Raw genomic sequence first — 24,966 nt, 5'->3', positions numbered from 1 at the left:
GCTTATGAAATTTGGCCGCATGAGCGGTGAACTATAAAAATATTGTTAAAGTCAAACCATTGCCAAACTGCAATCGACAGTTCATCTGGAAAATTTGCGTGAGGATGACTTTATGAAGCAGACGCTTAAGATTAAACGCTGGATGGAAGGCAGGATATTGCCGCCATTGATCTTGTGGCTGTTGGGTGTGCCAGGGATTGTGGTGATCTTGCTGTGGCTTTTCTTCTTCAGAGGTTAATCGGGTAGACGCTTTTTCGCCCGACGCTGGTTTTTGAATCCGCTGGCGGCTCATTGTGTTGAAGGGCCGCCGGTCTGGAATCTCAAGAAAAATCCCGATCCCTGCATTTTCCATTCATGGTGGTTGTCAGCTTTGCCCCGTGGCTCTCCGGTCAAGAAGCTAGCTGCTGGCACTGCCGTGAATTTTCCCTGTACTAGCGTAAGTGACCCGCTAGACTAGGTGGCAGAGGTGGCGGCTGGCCTCGTTTTTTATTATTCGCTCGTGAGGAGATTGGAGCATGACTGATAAGACCAAGAAATCCGTCAAACCCGAAAAGCCCACTAAGCCCACTAAGCCCACTAAGACCGAAAAAACCAAAAAAACCACCGCCACCAACAGCGGCGAGCCTGTCCAAATCCAGCCTGGCATGGGCGCCTTACCGCATCCGGGCGGCGTCGCCTTCAGGGTATGGGCGCCTCATGCCAACCAGGTTTACGTCAAAGGCGACTTTAACGATTGGTCCGATACGGCCCATCCCATGACCCTGGAGGAAAAAGGTTACTGGTATGCCGACATCGCTGAAGCCAAGGTAGGCCAGGGCTATAAGTATCTGATTCAAAATGGTGATATGAGGATGGAGCGCATCGATCCTTACGCCCGGCAAGTCACCAATTCCGTCGGCCACGGCGTGGTTTACAATGTGGGCTCGTTCGATTGGCAAGGCGTTGACTACCAGCTTCCGCCCCACAATGAATTAGTCATTTATGAAATGCACATCGGCTCTTTTTTCGTCAAGAGCCAGGATAAACCCGGTAATTTCGACCTCGCCTTGGAAAAGATGGATCACTTGAAGCGCCTTGGCGTCAACGTGATTCAGGTGATGCCGGTCGCGGAGTTCGCCGGCGACTACTCGTGGGGCTACAACCCCGCCAACATTTTCGCTGTGGAAAGCGCCTACGGAGGGCCCATCGGTTTCAAGACCTTCGTGCGGGAAGCGCATCGAAGGGGCATTGCGGTGGTGTTGGACGTCGTTTACAACCATTTTGGCCCCAGCGATCTCGATTTGTGGCGGTTTGATGGCTGGCACGAAAACGAGAAGGGCGGTATCTACTTTTACAACGACCATCGCTCCCAGACGCCGTGGGGCGACACGCGGCCCGATTATGGTCGGGAAGAGGTGCGCCGGTTCATCCACGACAACGCTCTAATGTGGCTGCGGGACTACCGCGTGGACGGACTGCGCTACGATATGACCCTTTACATTCGCAGCATCCACGGCGGCGGCGGCGACGATATCCCCGAAGGTTGGGGCTTGATGCAATGGATCAACGGCGACATTCGGAGCCAGTTCCCCGGTTGCATCGCCATTGCCGAGGATCTGCGCGGCAATGAATGGATCACCAAATCGCCGGGGGAAGGCGGTGCCGGCTACCACGCGCAATGGGACGCGCATTTCGTGCATCCGATCCGCGAAGCGGTGATCCTGGCGGAAGACCAGTGGCGTTCGATGGACGCGGTGCGGGATGCCATCGGCTTTACCTACAGCGGCGATGCGTTCCGGCGGATCATTTACAGCGAATCCCACGACGAAGTGGCCAACGGCAAGGCCCGCGTGCCGCAGGAAGTCAACCCCGGCGATCCGACCGGTTGGTACGCGCAAAAACGCTCCACTCTGGCGGCGGGGTTGGTCTTTACCTCTCCCGGTATCCCGATGATTTTTCAGGGCCAGGAATTTCTCCAAGGCGAATGGTTCCGGGACGATGTGCCGCTGGAATGGCACAAGAATGACCAATTCCACGGTATCGTCCGCCTCTATCGCGATTTGGTGCTGCTGCGCTTGAACGAGGCGGGGATCAGTCGCGGCCTGTGCGGGCAATTTGTCAACATCTATCACGTCAACGATGCCGACAACGTCATCGCTTTCCAGCGCTGGGACCAGCATGGTCCGGGCGATGACGTGGTGGTAGTCGTGAATATGAGCCATCATCCGAAGGAAGGCTATTACATCGGTATGCCGATGGCCGGGCGGTGGCGGCTGCGCTTCAACAGCGATGCGACGCTTTACAGCGACGATTTCGGCGGCTTTGCCAGCGGCGATGTCGATGCCTGGGACGGGCCGCGCGATGGCCTGAACGCCCACAGCATTATCGGCATCGGGCCCTACAGTATGCTGATCTACAGCATGGATCGTTAGCCGGTTGGAACTCGCGAATCCGCCCGGCAATCGCCAGACGCCGGGCGGACCTCGCAACCAAGCCCGCGTAAAACAAACGCTGCTTCAAACGCTGAAACTCTCTCCGCAGCCGCACATTTCCTTGGCGTTGGGGTTGTTGAAGCGAAACCCCTCATTGAGCCCCTGCTTGGCGTAATCCACCTCCACGCCATCTAAAAGGGGCAAGTTTTTCTCGCTGACCACAATTTTGACGCCCTGCGATTCGATGACCCGATCATCGGTGTTGATCGTGTCAGCCAGCCCGACGGTATACATATAGCCGGAGCAGCCGGTATTGCGCACGCCCAGCCGCAACCCCTGCGCTTTGGCCTGCTTGGCGAGATGGTCGCGGGCCCGAGCGGCGGCTTTTTCGGTCAGAGTGATCGTCATGAATGTTTTCCTCTCAAGCAAGCGGATGTTTAAGCTCAGATGCGCCAGCGTCGCTGAGGTTCTGCAAGGCTGTTTTGAGCGCGGTTTCGGCCAGCACGGCGCAATGCAATTTCGCCGGCGGTATTTCCAACGTTTCGACCAGATGATGGTGGCGAAAGTGCCGCGCCTGTTCCAATGATTGGCCTTCGAGACGCTCGCTCAACAGGGAACCGCAGGCGATCAACCAGCCGCAGCCATAAGCCTTGAAGCGAACGGTATCAATAATGCCTTGAGCGCTCGCCCGCAACTGCAATTGCAGGATATCGCCACTGGCGGGTTCGCCCACGCGCGCGCGCGCGATCAGGGGCGCGGGCGCTGCCAACTCACCGACATGGCGCGGGCGCTCGAAGTGTTCTCGGGCGGCGGCGCTTAATTCCAGCATGGTCGTTTCAGACCGATGCCTTGGCGTTTTGCTCGGCTTTGGCCGTGCTATCGTCCGCTGCGACGGGCCAGCCGTTTTTGCTGGCGGCGGAATGCAATTGACAACCTTTCAATTCGGCCAAACACAATTTTCCAGGATTGATACCGGCCTCTTGCAACGCTTGGCAAAGTTGGTGGATGGTGGAGTCGAGCGATTGAATGTGATCGAGCATCTGGTTGATGGCGTGCGCTTCCGGGTCGGGCAGGTCGGGCGTGGCCCCATACGCGTCGAAACCAAGCTTGCGAGCGATTTCGCGGCGCACGTCCGTACCCGCTTCGCCCGCTTCGACCATCCGACCCGGTACGCCGACCACCGTGGCGTGCGGCGGCACTTCCTTGATGACCACCGAATTCGAGCCGATGCGGGCATTGTCGCCGACCTTGAACGGGCCTAACACCTTAGCGCCAGCGCCGATCACCACGTTGTTGCCGAGCGTGGGATGGCGTTTGCCCTTGTTCCAGCTGGTGCCGCCCAGGGTAACGCCTTGATAGAGCGTGCAGTCGTCGCCGATTTCGGTGGTTTCGCCGATCACCACCCCCATGCCGTGGTCGATGAAAAAGCGGCGGCCGATTTTAGCGCCCGGATGGATTTCGATACCGGTCAGCCAGCGGCTGATGGCCGACAGAAAGCGCGCCAGCCATTTAAGGCCCATGTTCCATAAAGCATGGTGGATGCGATGAAACAGGATGGCATGGATGCCGGGATAGGCGGTCAAGATTTCAAGTACGGTGCGCGCGGCCGGGTCCCGGTCGAATACGCAGGTTATGTCTTCGCGCAGACGTTGCCAAAACACCATAAACAACCCATCCAGAACGCTAAGTGAGAAAATCGCTGCATCGAGCGGCGACGGCAGGGAAGGGATTATATCGGCTTCTCGGCGAATCTCCGTAATAATGATCGGTTGGACCCCGCCTGCTGAAGCGGAGGGAGGCGCCTCTTACCGGCAAGGCGGATGGCGCCAGCTCAGGCCACGAGCGTCGAGCCAGTTTTCCAGCCTTCGGGTGGCGCTATCGTGTTAAAGTGGTTTTCGAACAAGAAAATCTGGCTTCTACGGTCTTGCAGTCCTATGATTATGTTCATAAACACTCTCCGCGATCTTGAACTGATCCTAGTTGGGGTCGGCGGTTGAATGATAGGTTGAACGTGGAGGACGTTAGCGATGATAAAGCCGTGGATCAATGAAGATATCTTTAAAACCTGGACCGAGGCCCAGAGGCGTCTTTGGGACAGTCTGTGTTCGGCCGTGCCGTTCAAACCGCCGACGGGAATCGAAACGTGGCGGGAAACTTATCTTAAGAATCTGGAGGTTTGGGAATCGGCGGTCAGAAAAACCTTATCGCAGGAAGCGTCCTGGGTGCAGCGGTGGGTCAAGCAGGTCGCCCAGGAAAACGGTTCGCCGGAAATAATGACCGCCTGGGTCCAGCAGATGGAGGAGGTGCTCAAGCGCTGGGTCCAAACGCAAAATCAGTGGTGGGACGAGTATTTTGCGGTTTTGCGGCGCGGCGGGGAATTCGCGCGCGCCAGCCGGGAAAGAAAGCAACCGGATGCTGTAACAAAATCGGTAGCGAGCACAGCGGCTGGCGTCAAGCCGGCAGCGGCCGAGCCAGCGCCAAAAACCCTCGCGGCCGCAACGTCCGCCGCGGTCTCGGCGCCGCCCGCCGGCGCTCCGGTTGCCGCCAAGCCGCCAACGACTCCAGGAGCCGATCCAGGCAAAGCGCCCGCTCCGCCCGCTGGCGCGGCGACTTCCGTCCAACCCGACGACCTGAAATCGATCAACGGCATCGGCCCAGCGCTGGAGAAAAAACTGCAAGCCCAAGGCATTTTCAGTTATCGGCAACTGGCCGCCTTGAACGACGCGGACATCACTCGGCTTGAAACCGCGATCAAGGCAGCGGGCCGCATCCGTCGCGACGATTGGGCCGGGCAAGCCAAGACGCAGCATCTCCAGAAATACCACGAACAACTTTGAGCGTTTTTGAGAGGCTAAGGGCGCCCCAGCGGTGCGGATTTGGATTTTCGAAACCTTTCGGGCGGTTTCTGGTCAGCTCAATAGTGAAGGTTGGCGCCTGACAGTGCCCAAGGTTTACACTTTTGGCCCGTTCATTTACGCCGCGTCCGGCAAAATCAGTGTGATTCAGTCAAAAGAAGAATACTGTAACGGACGATGGTTCGAACCGATCCATGCGGCAGGCCGATAAAACCTGTATTCAGCGCTTGGAGCAGATTATTCAGCCTCAATTCAGGACTTTGGATTTATGCTCAGGCGATCCGGATGATAGTCGGTCGAACTGAGGTTGCGTGCCAGCTTGCTATAGGGCGTGCAACGTTCTGTCGGCAATGTGGCTGCATGATGAATAGTATGCGTAATGTCATCCCATTTCCGCGCGCGCCTCGCAGCGTGGATTTTTAGTATTCCGTTCCGCGTCACGACGGATGCACTCCCATGATCGACATTGCTTACCCAGTTGCTCTAGCCAAGAATCCCGACCGTCGAGCCGGCCCGCCCTCATTGCGGCATCGCGCGAAGGAAAAGTGCGCCGGCTTGAGGATGGATATGATCGACACGACTAGCTCCACGATCGTACCGACGGGGAGGCTCGCGGAGCGAAGCCTCCCCATCAATACCCTATGGCCGGGCCATCTGCTGGATGAATACCTGATTGATTGTGTGTTGGGGGCGGGCGGTTTCGGGGTGACTTACAAGGCGTGGGACACGCTGCTGGAAACCTGGGTCGCCCTCAAGGAGTATTTCCCCCTGGGCTGGTCGTTTCGCGACGGCGACGGCGTGACCGTCTATCCGAATACCCAGGGCGGAAGCCGCGCTATCGATGATAACTTATCCAACTACCTGTGGGGATTGGAGCGATTTTTGGAGGAAGCGCGGGTGCTGGCGCGGGTGCAGCATCCGTACGTGGTGCGGGTGAAGCGCTACTTTCGGGCGCACGGGACGGCCTACATCGTGATGGATTACGAGGAAGGGCAACCGCTGAGCGCGGTGCTGGGGGAAGGGGAGACGCTGGACGAGGCGGAGGTGCGGGGGCTGTTGGAAGACGTGTTGCCGGCGCTGCGGACGGTGCACGAGCAGGGGTTTCTGCACCGGGACATCAAGCCGTCCAACCTCTACATTCGGGCGCACGACCACCGGGTGATTTTGATTGATTTCGGGGCGGCGCGGGAAGCGGTGAGCCAGCAAGGGCGGAGCATGACGAGTTTGGTCACGCCGGGGTACTCGCCGCCGGAGCAGTACACCACCCGCAGCGAGCGCTACGGTGCCTGGACCGATCTGTACGCGCTGGGGGCGGTGCTGTATCGCTGCGTGACGGGGCGAGCGCCGGTGGAGGCGGCCGAGCGGTTGTTGGAGGACCGGTTGGAGCCGGCGGCGCAGGCGGCGGCCGGGCGCTACAGCGCCAGCCTGTTGGAGGCGATCGACCGGACCTTGGCCGTCCAGCCCGAACAGCGCTTCCCCACCGTCACCGACTTCCAGGCCGCCTTGAGAGGTTTGGGCCGAGTTGCTAATGGTGACGAGACTCTCTTTTTGAAAAGCAGGTTCGAAAGAGTCGAGCCGGGCCCACCGCTTTTCGTTCGACCCCCAGCGGCCGCATCGGTCGAAAAAAATCCCGCAGGTAAAGGCCGGAAAGCTTTCCAGGCTTTTACCCGAGACTTTCCGCCCGCCCGCCGCAAGCAGAAGGCGCCGCGATCCTTAGCCGAAACCGAGCTGTCCGGTTGGTTACAATGGTCGCAAGTCTTGCTCGGCAGCGGGTTGGTGGCGGTGGCGCTGCTGGCGTCGTTGGCGGTGAAGCTCGTCGGGCTGCCGTCCGCGACCGCGCGCGAGGAGCAGCCTCCCCTGTCTTATTCGGTAACGCAAGATGGGGCGCTTCTAGCGAAAGCAACCGCTAGGGAGCCTTTGCTCGCCAATCATTCTTCGCTGGCCATACCGTCCGCCCGCTTGGAGAGGGCTTCAGAAGCTGCTGCCCCGAAGCTTCCGCCCGACGCAGCGCCGACGGTCGAGGAGCAGCCCGTGCTGTTGCAACTCGCTGAAGAACGGGCGATGAATCCGGCGCCGCTCCCGAAAGGAACTGATTGGGCGGGCCAGCCCCATTCAGAGGGAGAGCTACAGCCCGATACAGCGTTGGTGGCGCCGCCTCCTTTAGATTGGGCGGGTCCGTCCGATTCAGCGAGGTTGGCACAGCCCCCTTCAATGGACACTCTTGTGCCCAATAGCGCCTTGAAGCCGATCAGTCAGTCCATCTCCGTACTTTCACCCGGTCCTACTATTCGACCGGTCAAGGCGCGAATCAGCGCGATAACACGGCCAGAAGCCAAGGAGCAGCTGCTACCCGTCGATGCAGGCCGCTCTCAGCAACGCACCGAAGTACTTGTTCGGCTCCATGCGCCGTCCGTACGGGAAGCAGGCCGAAGCCGCTCTTGGTCTCGATCCCGAGTGGCCAATTCTCGACCTGCTGCCAAGTTCTGGCGGAAATGGGGAGCGGTTCGCAACCCATGGGAGCCGCCCACCCGTACGGGGTTCAATCAAAAATGAGATTGTTCCCAGCGGTTTTTCGCCGGTAGTTTGAGCGATCGGAAACTGGAGTCGGAGAGCGTGGCTCTAAAGAATGACCTACGTACGGTTGCAGTCTATGAATGGACAACCGTGCGAGCAGCCGCATGAATGGCACAAATCATGTATAAACGTCATTCATGGCAGACAGACTCCGAAACGTTGAGCTTTGATCTTTCGTTTCGCGCTACCGTTAGGTTGCTTTGATGATCAGCACCTCTAATCCAGACACGCTAGCAAAAAATAACATCCGACGCGCTAATACCTTAGCGTCGGGATGTATTTTGAATGAATACCTGATTGATTGTGTGTTGGGGGCGGGCGGTTTCGGGGTGACTTACAAGGCGTGGGACACGCTGCTGGAAACCTGGGTCGCCCTCAAGGAGTATTTCCCCCTGGGCTGGTCGTTTCGCGACGGCGACGGCGTGACCGTCTATGCGAACACCCAAGGCGATGACGCCAGCGGCAACGACGGCCATATCTCCTGTTATCTGTGGGGGTTGGAGCGATTTTTGGAGGAAGCGCGGGTGCTGGCGCGGGTGCAGCATCCGTACGTGGTGCGGGTGAAGCGCTACTTTCGGGCGCACGGGACGGCCTACATCGTGATGGATTACGAGGAAGGGCAACCGCTGAGCGCGGTGCTGGGGGAAGGGGAGACGCTGGACGAGGCGGAGGTGCGGGGGCTGTTGGAAGACGTGTTGCCGGCGCTGCGGACGGTGCACGAGCAGGGGTTTCTGCACCGGGACATCAAGCCGTCCAACCTCTACATTCGGGCGCACGACCACCGGGTGATTTTGATTGATTTCGGGGCGGCGCGGGAAGCGGTGAGCCAGCAAGGGCGGAGCATGACGAGTTTGGTCACGCCGGGGTACTCGCCGCCGGAGCAGTACACCACCCGCAGCGAGCGCTACGGTGCCTGGACCGATCTGTACGCGCTGGGGGCGGTGCTGTATCGCTGCGTGACGGGGCGAGCGCCGGTGGAGGCGGCCGAGCGGTTGTTGGAGGACCGGTTGGAGCCGGCGGCGCAGGCGGCGGCCGGGCGCTACAGCGCCAGCCTGTTGGAGGCGATCGACCGGACCTTGGCCGTCCAGCCCGAACAGCGCTTCCCCACCGTCACCGACTTCCAGGCCGCGCTGGATGAGGATGGCGACGAAACGGTGATTCTGGGGTCGTTAGTGGGAGCTGGCCGCAAGTCGGCCCAGCCGCCGAAACAAACTCGTACCGTCGAACCGGTTTCGACCCCGGTCATCGATGCGTTTACCAGCAGCGACGGCTTGAATCTGTTGCCGCCGCTCGATCACGGCGAGCAGCCGCCCAACCACCGGCTCAAAATGCTGCAACCGCCGGATTCCTTCTCGATCCGACGGCCCTCTTCGTTGTCGAACTTGGTGGTTGGGGGTTCGGTCCTGGCGTTGGCGCTGGTGGCTTTAGCGTTTGTGTGGTTATGGTCTTCCTGGTCGGGTTCTGAAGAAAACCTCTCGCGTGATCATGCGTTGAGTGCTCGGACACATCCGTCGCAAGTTCCCGATTCGAGCCCTTCGAGCGGCGCCGCCGCCGCGACCGTCCAGCCACCCTCGCTCGTGCGCGGTTCCACAGCGCCTGAACCAGTGGCCAAACCGGGGTTTGCAACGCCACCAACGACTGCCGCGCCGGAGGCCGCGACCGCTCAAACGAGTTCTGGCCCGTTACCCTTGACGGTGGAATTGACCACCCCGTTGCCGCCAGCACCGCCGCTCGCGCCGGCGGAGGTGTTGGATTCGGCACGGGCTTCGAAAAGCGCAGCGGCGATATCGCCGCCGGTCGCGCTACCCGACCAGGGTTCGGACCCAAAGCTGGCAGGACCGATACCGACCGCATTGCCCGAGCCGCCGGCGTCCCCCGCTGTATCCACGGAGACCGCCGCGAAACCGTTACCTGAGCCGACCGCCGTGACCGGGTCGCCAAAGCCGGTCGAAACACCGGTCGCCGAACGCCCTTTAGAACCCGGCGGCGGAACGGCCGGCGAATTTTTGACGCCAATATCCCCTGGCGCCGTCTCTGCGATCAAGGCCGGAACTGGCTCGCCCGCGAAGTTATCGGTAAAAACCTCAAACGCGAACAAGCTGAGCGTTCGGCAGCCAGCCGCGCCGCCCCAGCCACGCAGCCCGCGCCGTTCGGCCGGCCGAAAACGGGACGTCGCGCAATTGGGTTATGGCAAAGCTGAGCCACCGCTCAAGGAAAAGCCAGTCGGTAGCGCAAGCGTCAGCAGTCCTTGGGGATCACCGGACTCAACTGGATTCAATCAAAAATGAAATTTCCCAAATGGTCATTTTTTCGCCGACATGGCCGGGAACCAGAAGCCTTATTGGTAAAGGCGCGTTTTATCCGTACTGATTCGGTAGGAAAAGGCCACCTTCGCCTGCGTTCGCCCTTGTGTCGGGTGGGGCGGTCTCCTGAAAACGATATTTTTTTCGAAAACGATTCAGTTTCGGGCTATCACGCCGAAATCTATCACCTACCGGATGGCACCTTCCAGATTTGCGATTTGGATTCGACCAATGGCACTTGGGTCAACGGGCAGCGAGTTCGAGTAAAAATTCTGCGCAATGGTGATGTGGTGGAGTTGGGTGAGGTGCGTTTGCATTTTCGCATCGGTGACGATTGAGGCCGGATGACGGATTTTGACTGGAGTGTGAGCAATGCCTCTTTATCGCAGTTTGAATAAGGCTACTTCGGGTTCGCCAACGGTTGAGCCCACTCGTTTTATCGCCCGCCCTGTACCGGGAGCAAAGGCTCGGTCGAGAACGGTTCAAGCTGCGGTCCAGGCCAAACCGGTTGCCGCGGATATCTTCGCCGACGCCCAATTGGGTCCGGCCGTCGGTTGGCTGGCGATTATTTCAGGTCCGGGTCGCGGGCAGGTGCTGGTGCTGCACTATGGGGTCAACGATATCGGCCGTGGGATCAAGGCGCGGGTCCGGCTGGATTTCGGCGATGCTTGCATCGCGCTTGAGAATCAGGCGGCCATCATCTACACCGCCGGTTCCCGGCGTTTTTACCTACAGTCGATCGCCGCCGAAACGTGGTTGAACGAGCGGCCAGCCCGAGGATCGGCCGAATTGATGGGTGGTGAGGTCTTACAGTTCGGTCAGACCCGGTTGCGATTCGTGCCGTTATGTGGCCCTGATTTTGATTGGCGGGACAACATCTGAAGCCGGGGGAATCATGGGAGCTTGGATTCACGACGAAAACCGGGCTCAAGGCGGTCGCGCTCGTCAGGAGGACGATTATGGCGTTTTCGAACTGCCGCCGCAGCTGGAAGCCGGCGAGTTGTTGTTGGTGCTGGCCGATGGCATGGGGGGGGAGCAAGCCGGCGCCTTCGCCAGCGCCTTGGCGGTCCGCAGTTTCATCAAAACCTACGACACCCTGCCTTCCGTGACAATTTCCGAAAGGCTCGAACACACGCTGCATCACGTCAACGAGCAGATGGCGCTGGAAGTGGCGGGCAATCCCGAGCATCTGCACGGCATGGGCTGCACGTTGCTGGCGGTGGTATTGGCCGAGGAGGGTTTGTACTGGGTCAGCGTCGGCGATTCTCCGCTGTGGCTGTGGCGACGGGGGCGATTGCACCGCCTGAATCAGGATCACGCCTACCGCAGCGTGCTCGCCGAGCGGGTGAGCGTTGGGGAGATCAGCGCCGCGGAGGCCGCTTGCCATCCTGATCGGAATGCGTTGATCAGCGCGGTGACCGGCGAAGAGTTGGAATTGGTCGATGTCTCGCGCCAACCGTTCGCCCTGAAGCCCAACGATCAAATACTGTTGGCCAGCGATGGGATTCTCACCTTGAGCGAGCGGGAAATCGGCACGGTCCTGAAAGCGGCACGCACCCTCGCCTCGCCCTGCGAGCCCTTGTTGGCGGCGGTGATGTCGCGCCAGCATCCCCAGCAGGACAATATCACCGTGCTGTGGGCCAAACAGGCGCCAACCGCTGCGGCCGAGTCGTTTTGGCGCCAGCCGTGGGTGCGAAATACTTTACTATTGAGCGTGCAGCTTTTGGCGCTGTCGGGGGTTTGGTAGGCTCGCCCTAAAAGCGACTTGTATGGTGGCCATCCAGCGGGGGTGACGTCTAAACACCTCTGCCGGGCAGAGCCGGTGCGCCCAGCCAAGCAAATAGATCGACAGGTTTTTCCAGAAAACCATGAGCTTCCCATTCCCAAGGGCGATCCTCGGGGCTCAAATAGCCAAATCCTGCCACCAGCGTACGCATTCCCGCTCGGTTGCCGGCCAGAATGTCCCGTTCGGCATCACCCACATACAGCGAGCGCTGCGGCGTTACCGCCAAGCATTGACAGGCATGTAGCAGCGGTTCGGGGTCCGGCTTGGCTTTGTTGAGGGTGTCGCCGCTCACCACGCAGGCGGCGCGCGACCACAGCGCCAGCCCTTGCAGCAGCGGTTCGGTCAGCCAGCCTGGCTTATTGGTGACCACCCCCCAGGGAATCGCCTGCGTTTCCAGATAGGCCAACACGTCGGCCATGCCGGGAAAAAGCGCGGTTTCCACAGCGATGGCGGAGTGGTACAAGTCCAGAAAACGCTGGTTGAGGCCAGGGTAACGTGGATCGGTGGGGTTCAAGCCGAAACACGCGTGCAGCATGCCCGGCGAGCCTTGTGAAACGGTGGCGCGGATACGGTCCAGCGGCACTGGGTCCAGGCCGCGCTCGGCGCGCAACCGATTCAGAGCCACCGCCATATCCGGCGCGGTATCCGCCAAAGTCCCGTCCAGATCGAACAGCACGCAGGCGGGCGGCGCGGCGGCGTCAGCGCCGGTGCCGCGGGCAATCATGTCGGATCGGTCGGCCGGCAATGAACCAGATAATTGACCGATACCCCCGATCCTAACCAGTAGCGGCGAAGCAGAGGGTTGTAATGCATTCCGGTCAGCTGCTGGAGCGTCAGTCCGGCCGCTCGCGCCCAGCCATCCAGCTCCGAGGGACGGATGAATTTGCGATAGTCGTGGGTGCCCTTGGGCAGCATCCGCAACAGGTACTCCGCGCCGATGACGGCGAACAGATACGCTTTCGGATTGCGGTTGATCGTCGAAAAAAACGCATGGCCACCCGGCTTCAGCAAACGGGCGCAAGCCTCGACGGTCAGCGCCGGATCGGGTACGTGCTCCAGCATTTCCATGCAAGTCACCACGTCGAAACTGCCCGGTTCGCTGGCCGCCAGCGCTTCGGCGGTGATGCGGCGGTAGTCCAGCACCGCGCCGGATTCCAATTGGTGCAGGCGCGCCACCGCCAGCGGCGCTTCGCCCATGTCGATACCGGTGACCCGCGCCCCGCGCAAGGCCATGCTCTCGGCCAGGATGCCGCCGCCGCAGCCTACATCCAGCACCTGCTGGTCGGCCAGCCCGCCGCTGCGTTCGGCGATGTAATCCAGTCGCAGCGGGTTGATATCGTGTAGGGGTTTGAACTCGCTGTCAGGATCCCACCAGCGGCTGGCGAGTTCCTCGAATTTGGCGATTTCCTGAAAGTCCACGTTGGGTTGGGCGGTCGGCATGTCTGGGTTCCACGGGCTACCGGATATGGACGGAAAGAAAAGGGTCTGCTTGGCTTTGACCCAAGCGGGTTGGATTTTACACCGGGTGCTGGGCGGTAATTTTGCGCCGCCAAACTCGGGCGCGCTGGATTAGATCGGCGTCATCCAGGGTGGTCAACCGGCGCTCGGCCAACAACCGCCGACCGGCGACCCACACGTCGGTCACTTGATGGCGGCCGGTCGCATAGACCAATTGCGAGATCGGATGATAGATCGGTTCGGTTTCCGGTTGTTCGAGATCGACGGCGATCAGGTCGGCGGATTTGCCGGGTTCCAGCGAGCCGGTCTCGCCGTCCAGGCCGAGCGCCCGCGCGCCGTTGAGGGTCGCCATCCGCAGCACCCGCGCGGCGGGCAGCACGGTGGCGTCGCCGGCCACGCCCTTGCCGAGCAGGGCGGCGGTGCGCATTTCGCCAAAAAGATCCAAATCGTTGTTGCTAGCCGCGCCGTCGGTGCCGATGGCGACGTTGACGCCGGCGGCGTCCAAGCGGGCGGCGGGACAAAAACCGCTGGCCAGTTTGAGGTTGGATTCCGGACAGTGGGCGACGTGAGCGCCGGCTTGCGCCAAGCGCTCGATTTCGGCCGGCTCCAGTTGGGTCATATGCACCGCCAACAGACGCGAGTTGAGCAGCCCCAATTGCTTCAAGCGCTCCAGCGGCCGACAGCCTCGTTCGCTTTGAAAGCGGGCGACTTCGGCGGCGGTTTCGTGAACGTGAATATGGATGGGAATTTGCAGCTCGTCGGCCAGCCGGGCGATGCGGGCCAGCGCCGGTTCCGAGACCGTATACGGCGCGTGCGGCGCGAATGCGGTATGGACCAGCGGCTCAGCGCGCATCGCATCGTGGAGCTGGAGGCCCTTGGCCAAGTACTCCTCCATGTTTTGCGCGTAGCCGGTCGGAAAATCGAAAGCGATCAGGCCCACGCAGGCACGTATCCCGCACTCGCGCGCGGCGGCGGCCACCGCGTCCGGAAACATGTACATATCGTTGAAGCAGGTGGTGCCGCCCCGCACCATTTCGGCCATGGCCAACAGCGCGCCGTCGCGGACGAAATCAGCGCCGACCCAGCGGCTTTCAACCGGCCAAATGTGCTCTTGCAGCCAGGTCATCAATGGTAAATCGTCGGCCAAGCCCCTCAGCAGGGTCATGCTGGCGTGGGTGTGGGCGTTGATCAAACCGGGCAAAACGACGTGTCGGTCAAGGTCCAGCGCGAACGCGGGCCGATAGCGGGCGAGGGCGTCCTCGCGCGGCAGCACGGCGAGGATGCGTCCGTCGTGAATGGCGATGGCATGGTGTTCCAAAACCACGTTTTCCGGTTCGACCGGGACGATCCAACGGGCGCTGAGCAGGGTGTCGACAGCTTGCGGCATTCGCGGTTCTCCAAGCATCGGCGGATTATAAGCTCGAAGCCGCGAATAGATGTAACAGTCCGCCGCGCACCGGCTGGACGCCTCGAAAAACAATAGGGAGCCTGCGGAAGGGAACGCCTTTGCGACCGCGGTCAGACCGTCGACGACACCCTATTGCGCGCCACTGGGCTGGGAGCAGCTTAGCCTGACTGATGATTTCCTCTGGCGTGGCAGCGCCAAAATCGGTGCGGACAAGTTCGGGTCGCTACGGTCGTTGCAACCGCTTTAGCGTGCGATTTTTTTCTTTTCTGGGACGCATCCTATAGAAATATCCCGCTTAGAGCCGTTTGAATTGGAAACAACTGAAATGAAAAGATCGCCTGCTGAAATCGAATAGAAATTCGGCATCGCTAACGTAGCACTCGCGGAATCGCAAGAGGAGTGATCTAGCGATGTTTTTGTCTGATTTTCGCCCCGTCAATCACGATGCCCGAACATTGGCGCTCCACACGGACTTACCGCTGGCGCAACAGTGGACGAAAGAGGCCATCATGGCCCTCAATCTTTTCATCGCCAATCTTACTTTAAAGGCCGGCCCAACAAGTTCGCTACATACTCTTTGCGAGGCGGCGCTGAACATCAATTTCGCTTACGCCAAAGTTCCACTCGGGCAGCGATTGCAGTACGCCACGCAAGTTCTCAAAGGTTTCCACGCGCTAACGGCGATTTACGACTCGGCGCCGCAGCGTTTTACCGGCGTCACGGATGAAGAAGCGCGAAAACTTTTCCCCGTCGCTAAATTTCCGATACTGCCGCCCGCTTATGCGGTTTTTCACGGTCGCATCCATTTCACCTCAAACTATCGAGCTTTCAGCAACTCGACTTCGCAAGGCTTCGGCCCAAAGTGTCGGGCCGCCATGGTGATCCATGAATGCTTTCATGTGATCGATTTGCCGTCCGGCCAAAAAACCATCCATATCTCTGAATTTGACGAGCCCGCGTTTTCCAATCAAAACCCGCAACAAAAAATTCATAATCCATCCGCCTATGCGAGCTTCGCGGGCCAGATTTCCGAGAAAACGGTGGCGTGGCCACCCCAAAAGCGATTTGGTGCTGGAAATCCAAGCCAATAAAAAGAACGCTTTTATGGATAGGGATTTGAAACCCGCTCACGCTAGCAAAAATTAGCGTGAAGAATTTAGCAAGCCATTGAGATGAGGAGTTAAAGATGAAGCACAACAACCGTGTTGGAATCATTCTCTGCTTGAGCGCCGGAATATTGCTGAACATCGCATGGGCATTTGATGATAACGCGCAGCGGCTTCATTCAAATCTCTCAAACGAGCGTCAGTTTTGCAAAAGTCAGATTCATGGAGAGCTATTTTCCAGAACCGAGCTATTTTTCGGCTTGTCAAGATCTGACGGGCCTGAGGTGACTGAAGAAGAATTTCAGAATTTCGTCGATACTGAAATTACCCCTCGTTTTCCTGATGGGTTGACCCTGCTCAGCGGCAAAGGTCAATTCAAAAACTCCAGCGGGATTATTGTTCAGGAAAGCCCCAAGCTATTGATCTTACTCTATGCTTTCAATCCAGAAAACCATCAGGCAATTGAAGTTATCCGCAATGAATACAAAAATGCTTTTCAACAAGAGTCAGTATTGCGTACCGACGAGCAGCAATGCGTATCGTTTTAATCATTCGCGCGCAGTGCCGGGAGGTTCCGAAAAAATACTGTTTTGATAATGGCCGCACTCAAACACATCCGGCCTTGAAGCAACTTTCTAAATAGCAGCGAACTGGCGATGAAAACAATCTTTACTGCTAGCTGAAAAAACGCCCCGGAAGACCGGGGCGCGGATGATCGAGTCAAGCCAGCAGACGAATTACTCGCGGCACATCTCGGTCAGGGTGGTAATTTCGACCCGACGGTTCTGGGCGCGGCCTTCCGGGTTGTCCCGGCCGTTGGGCAGTGTGTTGGGCGCGACCGGTTGTGATTCGCCCATGCTGCTGGTTCTGACTTTGCCAGTGGGTATGTTTCTGGAGACCAGATAGCTCGCCACAGTATCGGCGCGGCGTTGGCCGAGACGCATGTTGTAGGCATCGGTGCCCTTGGCGTCGGTGTGGCCCACGATCTTGACCGTGGAAACGCGCTCGGCACGGGTGATATCGGAGGCCAGTTGATCGAGTCTGGCGCGGCCCCGCGGCTTCAGCTCGGAGCGATCGAAATCGAACAGGGTATCGGTGCCGAGAGTGATTTTTTCACACTGCGGCGGAGCGGGTTCAACCGCCACGGCGCCCCCGCATTCGGGGACATCCTTTTCGGCGGTCCACCACGGAGTGCGGATGCAGCGACCGTAGGGATCCTTCACGATCTTGTCCCAAGGATCGACGGCGTAGATGCAACCATACTTGTTGATCGCATGGGCGGGCAGGGCAGCAAACAGCATCACCGAGGCAGCCAAGCCCAAGCCAAGCTTATGGAGTTTCAGTTTCATCGATATACTCTCCCAATAGGCACCAAGAATTTCTGTGCGCGACACGTTGTCAAACTCGGGTCGCGGCAGGAACCGGAGTCGGTCAAACCGCGATGATGATTCACCCGGCCAGTTTACCCGGCATTTGGGTGCCGAAAGTCGCAAGCCAGCCGGCCATAATGCGTAATGATACAACGTTGTGTCAGAATTGCAAAAAATGTTGTTTCAGCAATAAATGGCTTAATTTTGCGCGCTATCTAAGCATTTTGGCAAGATATTTTTGCATTTTCGGCCCCTTGGCCGGTCGTGTCGTAAGATTGCAACACCCATTATATTTTAGTCTTTTTTCAAAAATTGCCCAATCGAGCTTCCGATGTCATTCGAATATGATCGCGTGCGCGCCATTGTCTGGCATGAACAAGCGCTCGAATTGCTGGACCAACGTCTGCTGCCAGGAACGTTGCGCTATCAGCGGTTCTCGACGGCGGCGGCGGTAGCCCAAGCCATCCGCGAGATGGTGGTGCGCGGTGCGCCGGCCATCGGTATCACCGCCGCTTATGGGGTGGTGCTGGCGGCCAGGGATTGTCATGCCCGCGACCCGAAACGCTGGCGTGCGCTGATCGCTAAGGACCTGGCGCTGCTGGCGGCCGCCCGCCCGACAGCCGTCAACCTGTTCTGGGCGTTACGGCGGATGGAACGGGTGATGGAGGAACAGCCCGCTGGTCCGGTGGAGCGACTGCTGGCCGAAGCGCGAGCGATTCACCAGGAAGATATCGCCGCCAACCGCTGCATGGGGCGGCTGGGCGCGGCGCTGCTGGGCGAACGCGGCGCGGTATTGACCCATTGTAATGCCGGTGCGCTGGCGACCGGCGGTTACGGCACGGCGCTGGGGGTGATTCGTGAAGGCTATGCGGCGGGGTTGATCGAGCGGGTTTACGCCGACGAAACCCGGCCCTGGTTGCAAGGCGCGAGGCTGACCGCTTGGGAGCTGCTACAGGACGGCATTCCGGTGACGCTGCTGGCGGATGCGGCGGCGGGCGCCTTAATGCGGCAGGGCCGAGTGCGCTGGGTCATTGTCGGGGCCGACCGGATTGCGGCCAACGGCGATGTCGCCAACAAGATCGGTACTTATTATCTGGCGGTGGCCGCTCGCCATCACGGCGTGCGGTTCATGGTGGTGGCGCCGGCCTCGACCGTGGATCTGAGCGTCGGCGACGGGGCGGTTATTCCCATCGAGCAACGCGCCGCCGAGGAACTGCTGGCGCTGGGTGGACAGCCGGTGGCGGCGGCTGGAGCAGAGGTCTGGAATCCATCGTTCGACGTGACTCCGGCGGCGTTGGTCGATGCGCTGATAACGGAACGCGGGGTGGTGCTGGCGCCGGATGCGGAGAAGATGGCGCGGTTGATGGATAGCGAAGCCTCTCGCTAGCCGCGCCATCTTGACGACGCTCCCTTCCCTGGCGGGAGAGGGCGTTGCAAGAGAGCGGGCGGAACGCCCGAAGCGCGCCCGCCGCCGTGATCGGAAGTTTACGCGGCCAGGGATTTCCCTTTCGAACCCAAATCCTGAAAGGCTTCATTCAGCCGGGCGATCATGTTCTCTTCCGCCGCGCGCAGATATTTACGCGGATCGTAGTACTTCTTGTAGGGCTTGTCGGTTTCGGGATCGACCTGATACAGGAAAGCCTTGGGGTTATCGGTGACGAATTTGCCGATGGCTTCCGAATAGGCGAATTGCAAGTCGGTGTCGATGTTCATCTTGAACACGCCGTAACCGACCGCTTCAGTGATCTTGTCCTTCTCCGAACCCGAACCGCCGTGGAATACCAGATTGAGTGGCTTGGTGGCGGTCTTGTGCCGCTGTTCGATCAAGGCCTGGGAGTTCTTGAGGATTTCCGGCCGCAGCTTGACGTTGCCGGGTTTGTAGACGCCGTGGACGTTGCCGAAGGAAGCGGCGACCGAGAAATGGCCGATGGGCGACAGCCGGTCATAGGCTTGTAGCACGTCTTCGGGCTGAGTGTAGAGGTGGGAGTTATCGGCGCTTTCATCCATTTCCTTGCCGATGCCGTCTTCCTCGCCGCCGGTGACGCCCAGTTCGATTTCCAGGCTCATGTTCAAAGGCGCCATGCGCTTGAGGATGCGAGCGCACTCGTTCAGGTTGAACTCCATCGATTCTTCCGACAGGTCCAGCATGTGCGAGCTGAACAGCGGCTTGCCGTGCTGTTTGAAAAAGGCCTCGCCGTGATCCAGCAGCGCTTCGACCCACGGAATCAGCCCTTTGTTGGCGTGATCGGTGTGCAGCACCACGCACACGCCGTACTGCTCGGCCAACAAATGTACGTGCTGGGCGGCCGAGACGCCACCCAATACCTTGGCCTTGAAACCGTCTTTCATGCCTTGTCCGGCATAGAACTGAGCGCCGCCGTTGGAGAGCTGGACGATGACGTCGGCCTGATTCTTGGCGGCGGCTTCCAGCACCGCGTTGACGGTGCTACTGCTGCTGACGTTGACCGCGGGCAGGGCATAGCCGCCCGCTTTGGCGGCGGCAACCAAGGTCAAATAGTCTTTGCCAGTAACGACACCGGGTTTGAGTTGCGCCATAAACGGATCCTCTCTTTGCGAATAGTTATGATGGAACGACAACGAATGCTGCAATCAGTATAGCTTCTACGCGGTCGCCATCAAAGCCGGACTCATTATTCGCGGCTGCGGTCCAAGCGTCTATCAAGACGGTTTGCCGCCAGCGGAGCGGGCCTGGCGATTGATCCGAGGCGGCGGCTGTCTCAAAATAACCCATTAAAAAGAGTCTTTTCATGGTGTCTGTCAATTTGCCCTTGAGGAGGATTGCACGATGAGTAAAGTTACTGAACTGCTGGGTTCTCACGCCGAAAGCCTGCTGGGCCATACCTGCAAGACCATTCCCAAGGAATCCCTACACTTGCCGGGACCCGATTTCGTGGATCGCATTTTCGCGGCCTCCGACCGCAACAACCGCGTGCTGGGCAACTTGCAGCGCATGTTCGGCTGCGGGCGCTTGGGCGGGACTGGGTTTCTGTCGATCCTGCCGGTCGATCAAGGCATCGAGCATTCAGGCGGCGCCAGTTTCGCCAAGAATCCGATGTATTTCGACCCTGAAAACATCGTGAAACTCGCCGTCGAAGGCGGCTGCAACGCGGTGGCATCGACCTATGGCGTGCTCGGCATGGTGGCGCGCAAGTACGCCCATAAGATTCCGTTCCTAGTTAAGATCAACCATAACGAGTTGCTGACTTTCCCCAATAAGGCCGACCAGATCATGTGGGGCACGATCAAGGAAGCGCATGACATGGGCTGCGCCGCCGTGGGGGCGACCATCTATTTCGGATCGCCGGAAAGCGGGCGACAGATCGTCGAGGTCGCTCAAGCCTTCGCCATAGCCCACGAACTGGGCATGGCGACCGTGCTGTGGTGCTATCTGCGCAACAACGCCTTCAAGACCAAGGAAAAGGATTATCACGTCTCGGCCGATCTGACCGGTCAGGCCAACCATCTCGGCGTCACCATCCAAGCCGACATCATCAAGCAGAAGCTGCCCGAAAATAACGGTGGCTTCGAAGCGCTCAACATGGGTGGCTCCAGCTACGGCAAGTTCGATAAGAAGATTTACACCGATCTAGCCAGCGACCATCCCATCGATCTGTGCCGCTATCAGATCGCCAACTGCTACATGGGCCGCGCCGGCTTGATCAATTCCGGCGGCGAATCCAAGGGCGCGGGCGATTTGGAAGCGGCGGTGACCACGGCGGTCATCAACAAGCGCGCCGGCGGGATGGGTCTGATCTCCGGCCGTAAAGCCTTCCAGCGGCCGATGAAAGACGGCGTGGAAATCCTCAACGCCATTCAAGACGTGTACCTCGACGCCAGCGTCACCGTCGCCTGAGCGCCGGCTATTTTTTAAAGCCTCGCTGCCGCGAGGTTTTTTTGATCGGTGGTCGTAAAACCGCAATATTTCCAACGTGAGGGGTTTGCGATGAAACAAGTCAAGCGCGGCGTCCGTCGCCCGTTGAGAGGGTAAGATGGAAGCGATTATCTGGAACGAACTCACCGGAGGACTTTATTTAAAAGAAGTCGTGACGGTGATCATGCGGTTGCTGGTGGCCATGATGCTGGGAGCGGTCATCGGCTTGGAGCGAGACGCTTCCGGCAAGGCGGCGGGATTGCGGACGCATATGCTGGTGGCGCTCGGCTCGGCGTTTTTTGTGGTGGTGCCACTGGAGCTTGGCATGTCGCTTGATGAGGTAGCCCGCATCGCGCAGGGTGTGGCGACCGGTGTGGGTTTTCTCGGCGCTGGCGCTATTCTCAAGGTCAGCGAACAAGGCGAAATCAAGGGACTGACCACGGCGGCCGGCATCTGGGTGACGGCGGCGGTCGGTATGGCGGCGGGCATGGGCCGGATCTGGATCGCCGTTTTGGGCGTTGCTTTGGTGGGAATAGTTTTAGCGGTGCTCGGCCGGGTTCAGCAGAATTTGCAGTTAAACGAACAAAAGCAGGAGGAAAAAAAGTCGGAACAAAATCCCGCGCCCTCAAATAAAAAGCTCGCCGCCTTAAACAAGGAGGAATAAAAACCATCCGAACAGCGTCGCGGTTCGCGAAAAAACGGGCAACGGCCCGCGCTGCCGCCGTCGGCCCGCGGCGCGGGATTACACCAATCCGCATCTCCTTCAAGACGCGATGCGGATTGGTGGGCTTCGGTGAGGGAGCAACCGGCCTGACGCCTTGACAAGGATGACTTGCCCGCGCCGCGCCGCTACAATTCTTCCCCTTTGCCGGTGCGGCGCGGAGATGGCGATCATGCAGGAACTCAACCCTTATTTCAGTCAGATTAATGATTTGCGGGGACGCTGTGCGTCTCTCAGGGGGTATCTTTGACTTCGAGACCAAGCGCGAGCGCCTGGACGAGGTCAGCCGGGAATTGCAGGAACCCGATATCTGGAACAAGCCGGAGCGAGCGCAAGCGCTCGGTAAGGAACGCGCCCAACTGGAGGCGGTGGTTCACCGCCTAGAGCAGCTCGATCGAGGGTTGAACGATGTCGCCGAGTTATTGCTGCTGGCCGGCGAGGAAGGCGATGAAGCGGCGGTCGCTGAAGTCGTGCGGGATCTAGACCGTCACGCCGGAACGGTCGCCGATCTTGAATTCCAGCGCATGTTCTCGGGCGAGCTCGATTCGAGCAATGCGTTCGTCGATGTGCAGGCCGGCTCCGGCGGCACCGAGGCGCAAGATTGGGCTGAGATGTTGCTGCGGATGTACTTGCGCTGGGGCGAGCGGCGCGGTTTCAAGACTGAATTGCTCGATGAATCACCGGGGGAAGTGGCCGGGATCAAGAGCGCCAGCATCCGATTCGAGGGTGATTATGCCTATGGCTGGTTGCGCACCGAAACCGGGGTCCATCGGCTGGTGCGCAAATCGCCGTTCGATTCCGGCAATCGCCGGCACACCTCGTTCGCGGCGGTGTTCGTGTCGCCGGAAGTGGATGACGACATTGAGGTCGATATCAACCCGGCCGATTTGCGGGTCGATGTGTTTCGGGCGTCGGGCGCGGGCGGCCAGCATGTCAACCGCACCGAATCAGCGATCCGTATCACCCACCTGCCGACCAATATCGTGGTGCAATGTCAGAATGACCGCTCCCAGCACAAGAATCGCTCCACCGCCATGAAGCAACTGAAGGCCAAGCTCTACGAACTGGAGTTGCAAAAGCGCAACGCCAAGGCGCAGGCTGTGGAAGATTCCAAATCCGATATCGGTTGGGGCAGCCAGATTCGTTCCTATGTCCTGGATCAATCGCGCATCAAGGATTTACGCACCAACGTCGAAACCAGCAACACTCAAGCGGTGTTGGATGGCGATCTGGACGATTTCATCGAAGCCAGCTTGAAGAGCGGATTGTGATTGAGACTTTGAAAAATCGATGAATGAGATCATGAACTCGCCAGACGAACCCGTCGATGAAAACAAGCTGATCGCGCTACGCCGCCAGAAGCTCGCTGAATTGCGCCAAGCGGGCAACGCCTATCCCACCGATTTCCGGCGCGACGCGCTGGCGGCGGAGCTGCACGCGGCTTATGACGGCAAGAACAATACCGAACTTGAGGCCGATCCGGTTCGGGTTTGCGTCGCCGGGCGGATGCTGGCCAAGCGGATCATGGGCAAAGCCAGCTTCGCCAAGCTGCGCGACCAGTCCGGCGACATTCAACTGTTCGTCCAGAAGAACGCCCTGCCGGAAGGTCGCTACGAGGAATTCAAGGATTGGGATTTGGGCGACATTCTCGGCGCGGAGGGAACCGTCTTTAAAACCAAGACCGGCGAGCTGTCGGTCAAGGTGGATGTGCTGCGGCTTTTGACCAAAGCCTTGCGCCCGCTGCCGGAGAAGTTTCACGGGTTGGCCGATCAGGAAACGCGGTATCGCCAGCGCCATGTGGACCTGATCATGAACGAGTCCACCCGCGCGACCTTTCGCTTGCGCTCGGCCATCGTCGCGCATATCCGCCAGTTTTTCGACCGGCGCGGCTTTCTGGAAGTCGAGACGCCGATGATGCAGCCGATCCCTGGCGGCGCGACGGCCCGGCCGTTCATCACCCATCACAACGCGTTGGACATGCAACTCTATTTGCGCATCGCGCCGGAATTGTATTTGAAGCGATTGGTCGTGGGTGGCTTTGAGAAAGTCTACGAAATCAACCGCAATTTCCGCAACGAAGGATTGTCCACCCGGCACAATCCCGAATTCACCATGCTGGAGTTTTATCAAGGCTATGCCGATTACCGCGATCTGATGGATTTAACCGAGGAGTTATTGCGCGGCATGGCGCAAGCGCTGCTGGGCGGCGCGCGGTTTCAGTATCAGGGCGAGACCTGCGATTTCAGCCAGCCGTTCCGACGGCTGACGGTCAAGGACGCCATTCTGGCCTTCAATCCGACCCTCGACGCCGCTCGGTTGGGAGATCTCGCGGCCGCGCGAGCCATCGCCGAGGGCTTGGGTTTGAAGGTTTTCCCCGAGCACGGTTTGGGGCGGATTCAGTTGGAGATTTTCGAGCAGACGGTCGAACATCAGTTGCGCGATCCGACCTTCATTACTGCTTATCCCACCGAAGTATCGCCGCTGGCCCGCCGCAACGACGCCGATCCCACCGTCACCGACCGCTTCGAATTGTTCGTGGGCGGGCGGGAAATCGCCAACGGGTTTTCCGAGTTGAACGACCCCGAGGATCAGGCCGAACGCTTTCGCAAGCAGGCCCAATCCAAGGCCTCGGGCGACGTTGAAGCGATGCACTATGACGCCGATTACATCCGAGCGCTGGAATACGGCCTGCCGCCAACGGCGGGCGAAGGCATCGGCATCGACCGCTTGGTCATGCTGCTCGCCGATGCTCCGTCGATTCGAGACGTGTTGCTGTTCCCGCACCTGCGGCCGGAGTGAGCCGTCGCGGGCGGCGTTTAGGGATCAGCTCACTGCCGGCAATCTGCGGAAGGTCTTTCTGATTCTGGATAACAACCTGAAGGCTCATCACCTCAGGTAGTGACCCAGTGGTTGCGAGACCGCCGACAGCACGCATAATCAAAAAATTGGCGTGGCGAGACGAAATCGCCAAGCTATTGACATGCTAGTAACCGATCAAGCAATTTTTGCTCAAAAAATCGCCTATTCACATATTTTAGAATGGGTATCGATATTGCATATTCCTATCCATAGCCGAGATTGG

General features: G+C 59.3%; 23 protein-coding genes. 14 read left to right on the top strand and 9 right to left on the bottom strand.

Features of this window, described 5'->3' with window-relative positions:
- Positions 1–31 precede the first annotated feature (31 nt).
- Complete coding sequence (locus tag IPK09_07580; protein MBK7983476.1) at positions 32–352, bottom strand: hypothetical protein; 321 nt, start codon at positions 350–352, stop codon at positions 32–34.
- A gap of 292 nt (positions 353–644) precedes the next feature.
- On the opposite strand from IPK09_07580, the gene IPK09_07575 reads away from it, so the two are divergent.
- A complete protein-coding gene (locus IPK09_07575) occupies positions 645–2,411 on the top strand; it encodes an alpha amylase C-terminal domain-containing protein (protein ID MBK7983475.1) in 1,767 nt (588 codons plus the stop codon).
- A gap of 84 nt (positions 2,412–2,495) precedes the next feature.
- Here the strand turns inward: IPK09_07575 and IPK09_07570 are convergent, their stop codons facing one another.
- From IPK09_07570 to cysE, 3 genes are read right to left on the bottom strand one after another with little or no spacing between them, the layout of a single operon-like run.
- Positions 2,496–2,819 carry an iron-sulfur cluster assembly accessory protein gene (locus tag IPK09_07570; GenBank protein MBK7983474.1) on the bottom strand — a complete coding sequence of 108 codons (324 nt, stop codon included), beginning with the start codon at positions 2,817–2,819 and terminating at the stop codon, positions 2,496–2,498.
- Between the two features lie 13 nt (positions 2,820–2,832).
- Positions 2,833–3,240: an iron-sulfur cluster assembly scaffold protein gene (locus tag IPK09_07565; protein MBK7983473.1), complete on the bottom strand. Its 408-nt coding sequence runs from the start codon at positions 3,238–3,240 to the stop codon at positions 2,833–2,835.
- Positions 3,241–3,247: 7 nt separating this feature from the next.
- Positions 3,248–4,075, bottom strand: coding sequence for a serine O-acetyltransferase (cysE, locus tag IPK09_07560; protein MBK7983472.1), 828 nt, complete (start codon positions 4,073–4,075; stop codon positions 3,248–3,250).
- A 363-nt stretch (positions 4,076–4,438) separates the two neighbouring features.
- On the opposite strand from cysE, the gene IPK09_07555 reads away from it, so the two are divergent.
- The 6 genes from IPK09_07555 to IPK09_07530 all read left to right on the top strand — a co-directional run bounded on the left by IPK09_07555 (position 4,439) and on the right by IPK09_07530 (position 11,890).
- Positions 4,439–5,248, top strand: a complete 810-nt coding sequence (locus IPK09_07555; GenBank protein ID MBK7983471.1) for a hypothetical protein — start codon at positions 4,439–4,441, stop codon at positions 5,246–5,248.
- A 474-nt stretch (positions 5,249–5,722) separates the two neighbouring features.
- Entirely contained in the window at positions 5,723–7,819 is a 2,097-nt protein-coding gene (locus IPK09_07550; protein MBK7983470.1) for a serine/threonine protein kinase, read from the top strand.
- A gap of 302 nt (positions 7,820–8,121) precedes the next feature.
- The gene (locus IPK09_07545) at positions 8,122–10,128 is read left to right on the top strand and encodes a protein kinase (GenBank protein ID MBK7983469.1); all 2,007 of its coding nucleotides are present in this window, start codon (positions 8,122–8,124) and stop codon (positions 10,126–10,128) included.
- Between the two features lie 107 nt (positions 10,129–10,235).
- Positions 10,236–10,481 carry an FHA domain-containing protein gene (locus tag IPK09_07540; protein ID MBK7983468.1) on the top strand — a complete coding sequence of 82 codons (246 nt, stop codon included), beginning with the start codon at positions 10,236–10,238 and terminating at the stop codon, positions 10,479–10,481.
- A gap of 199 nt (positions 10,482–10,680) precedes the next feature.
- Positions 10,681–11,025: an FHA domain-containing protein gene (locus IPK09_07535; protein MBK7983467.1), complete on the top strand. Its 345-nt coding sequence runs from the start codon at positions 10,681–10,683 to the stop codon at positions 11,023–11,025.
- 13 nt (positions 11,026–11,038) lie between these two features.
- Positions 11,039–11,890 (top strand): serine/threonine-protein phosphatase, encoded by an 852-nt coding sequence (locus tag IPK09_07530; GenBank protein MBK7983466.1) that lies wholly within the window; start codon positions 11,039–11,041, stop codon positions 11,888–11,890.
- 49 nt (positions 11,891–11,939) lie between these two features.
- Here IPK09_07530 and IPK09_07525 read toward each other — a convergent pair whose 3' ends face one another.
- From IPK09_07525 to IPK09_07515, 3 genes are all read right to left on the bottom strand, one after another.
- Positions 11,940–12,653 (bottom strand): HAD-IA family hydrolase, encoded by a 714-nt coding sequence (locus IPK09_07525; protein ID MBK7983465.1) that lies wholly within the window; start codon positions 12,651–12,653, stop codon positions 11,940–11,942.
- On the bottom strand, positions 12,650–13,369 hold the full coding sequence (gene ubiG, locus IPK09_07520) for a bifunctional 2-polyprenyl-6-hydroxyphenol methylase/3-demethylubiquinol 3-O-methyltransferase UbiG (GenBank protein ID MBK7983464.1): 720 nt from the start codon (positions 13,367–13,369) through the stop codon (positions 12,650–12,652). Before ubiG ends, IPK09_07525 begins: the two co-directional genes overlap by 4 nt.
- 76 nt (positions 13,370–13,445) lie before the next feature.
- Positions 13,446–14,774, bottom strand: a complete 1,329-nt coding sequence (locus tag IPK09_07515; protein ID MBK7983463.1) for a TRZ/ATZ family hydrolase — start codon at positions 14,772–14,774, stop codon at positions 13,446–13,448.
- 431 nt (positions 14,775–15,205) lie between these two features.
- Here IPK09_07515 and IPK09_07510 point away from each other — a divergent pair, with 431 nt between their 5' ends.
- Together IPK09_07510 and IPK09_07505 are read left to right on the top strand one after the other, a co-directional pair.
- Positions 15,206–15,886 (top strand): hypothetical protein, encoded by a 681-nt coding sequence (locus IPK09_07510; GenBank protein MBK7983462.1) that lies wholly within the window; start codon positions 15,206–15,208, stop codon positions 15,884–15,886.
- A 95-nt stretch (positions 15,887–15,981) separates the two neighbouring features.
- Complete coding sequence (locus IPK09_07505) at positions 15,982–16,449, top strand: DUF3574 domain-containing protein (GenBank protein ID MBK7983461.1); 468 nt, start codon at positions 15,982–15,984, stop codon at positions 16,447–16,449.
- A gap of 189 nt (positions 16,450–16,638) precedes the next feature.
- Here IPK09_07505 and IPK09_07500 read toward each other — a convergent pair whose 3' ends face one another.
- Positions 16,639–17,250: an OmpA family protein gene (locus tag IPK09_07500; GenBank protein MBK7983460.1), complete on the bottom strand. Its 612-nt coding sequence runs from the start codon at positions 17,248–17,250 to the stop codon at positions 16,639–16,641.
- 352 nt (positions 17,251–17,602) lie between these two features.
- On the opposite strand from IPK09_07500, the gene mtnA reads away from it, so the two are divergent.
- A complete protein-coding gene (mtnA, locus tag IPK09_07495) occupies positions 17,603–18,658 on the top strand; it encodes an S-methyl-5-thioribose-1-phosphate isomerase (GenBank protein ID MBK7983459.1) in 1,056 nt (351 codons plus the stop codon).
- Positions 18,659–18,756: 98 nt separating this feature from the next.
- On the opposite strand, the gene fbaA is transcribed toward mtnA, so the two are convergent.
- Positions 18,757–19,827 carry a class II fructose-bisphosphate aldolase gene (fbaA, locus tag IPK09_07490; protein ID MBK7983458.1) on the bottom strand — a complete coding sequence of 357 codons (1,071 nt, stop codon included), beginning with the start codon at positions 19,825–19,827 and terminating at the stop codon, positions 18,757–18,759.
- A 250-nt stretch (positions 19,828–20,077) separates the two neighbouring features.
- Between fbaA and IPK09_07485 the strand changes: the two genes are divergently transcribed.
- From IPK09_07485 to lysS, 4 genes are all read left to right on the top strand, one after another.
- Positions 20,078–21,145 carry a class I fructose-bisphosphate aldolase gene (locus tag IPK09_07485; protein ID MBK7983457.1) on the top strand — a complete coding sequence of 356 codons (1,068 nt, stop codon included), beginning with the start codon at positions 20,078–20,080 and terminating at the stop codon, positions 21,143–21,145.
- 136 nt (positions 21,146–21,281) lie between these two features.
- Complete coding sequence (locus IPK09_07480) at positions 21,282–21,827, top strand: MgtC/SapB family protein (protein MBK7983456.1); 546 nt, start codon at positions 21,282–21,284, stop codon at positions 21,825–21,827.
- Between the two features lie 229 nt (positions 21,828–22,056).
- A protein-coding gene (gene prfB / locus IPK09_07475; protein ID MBK7983455.1) for a peptide chain release factor 2 occupies positions 22,057–23,155 on the top strand; the annotation gives its coding sequence in 2 pieces (ribosomal slippage) (positions 22,057–22,131 and positions 22,133–23,155; 1,098 coding nt in all).
- A gap of 31 nt (positions 23,156–23,186) precedes the next feature.
- A complete protein-coding gene (gene lysS, locus IPK09_07470) occupies positions 23,187–24,683 on the top strand; it encodes a lysine--tRNA ligase (protein ID MBK7983454.1) in 1,497 nt (498 codons plus the stop codon).
- The last annotated feature ends 283 nt before the right edge of the window (positions 24,684–24,966 follow it).

The organism is Candidatus Competibacteraceae bacterium (genome assembly GCA_016713505.1).
Lineage (GTDB): Bacteria > Pseudomonadota > Gammaproteobacteria > Competibacterales > Competibacteraceae > Competibacter_A.
The sequence above is the reverse complement of the archived record's forward strand: the minus strand, read 5'-3'. Positions and strand labels throughout refer to the sequence as shown.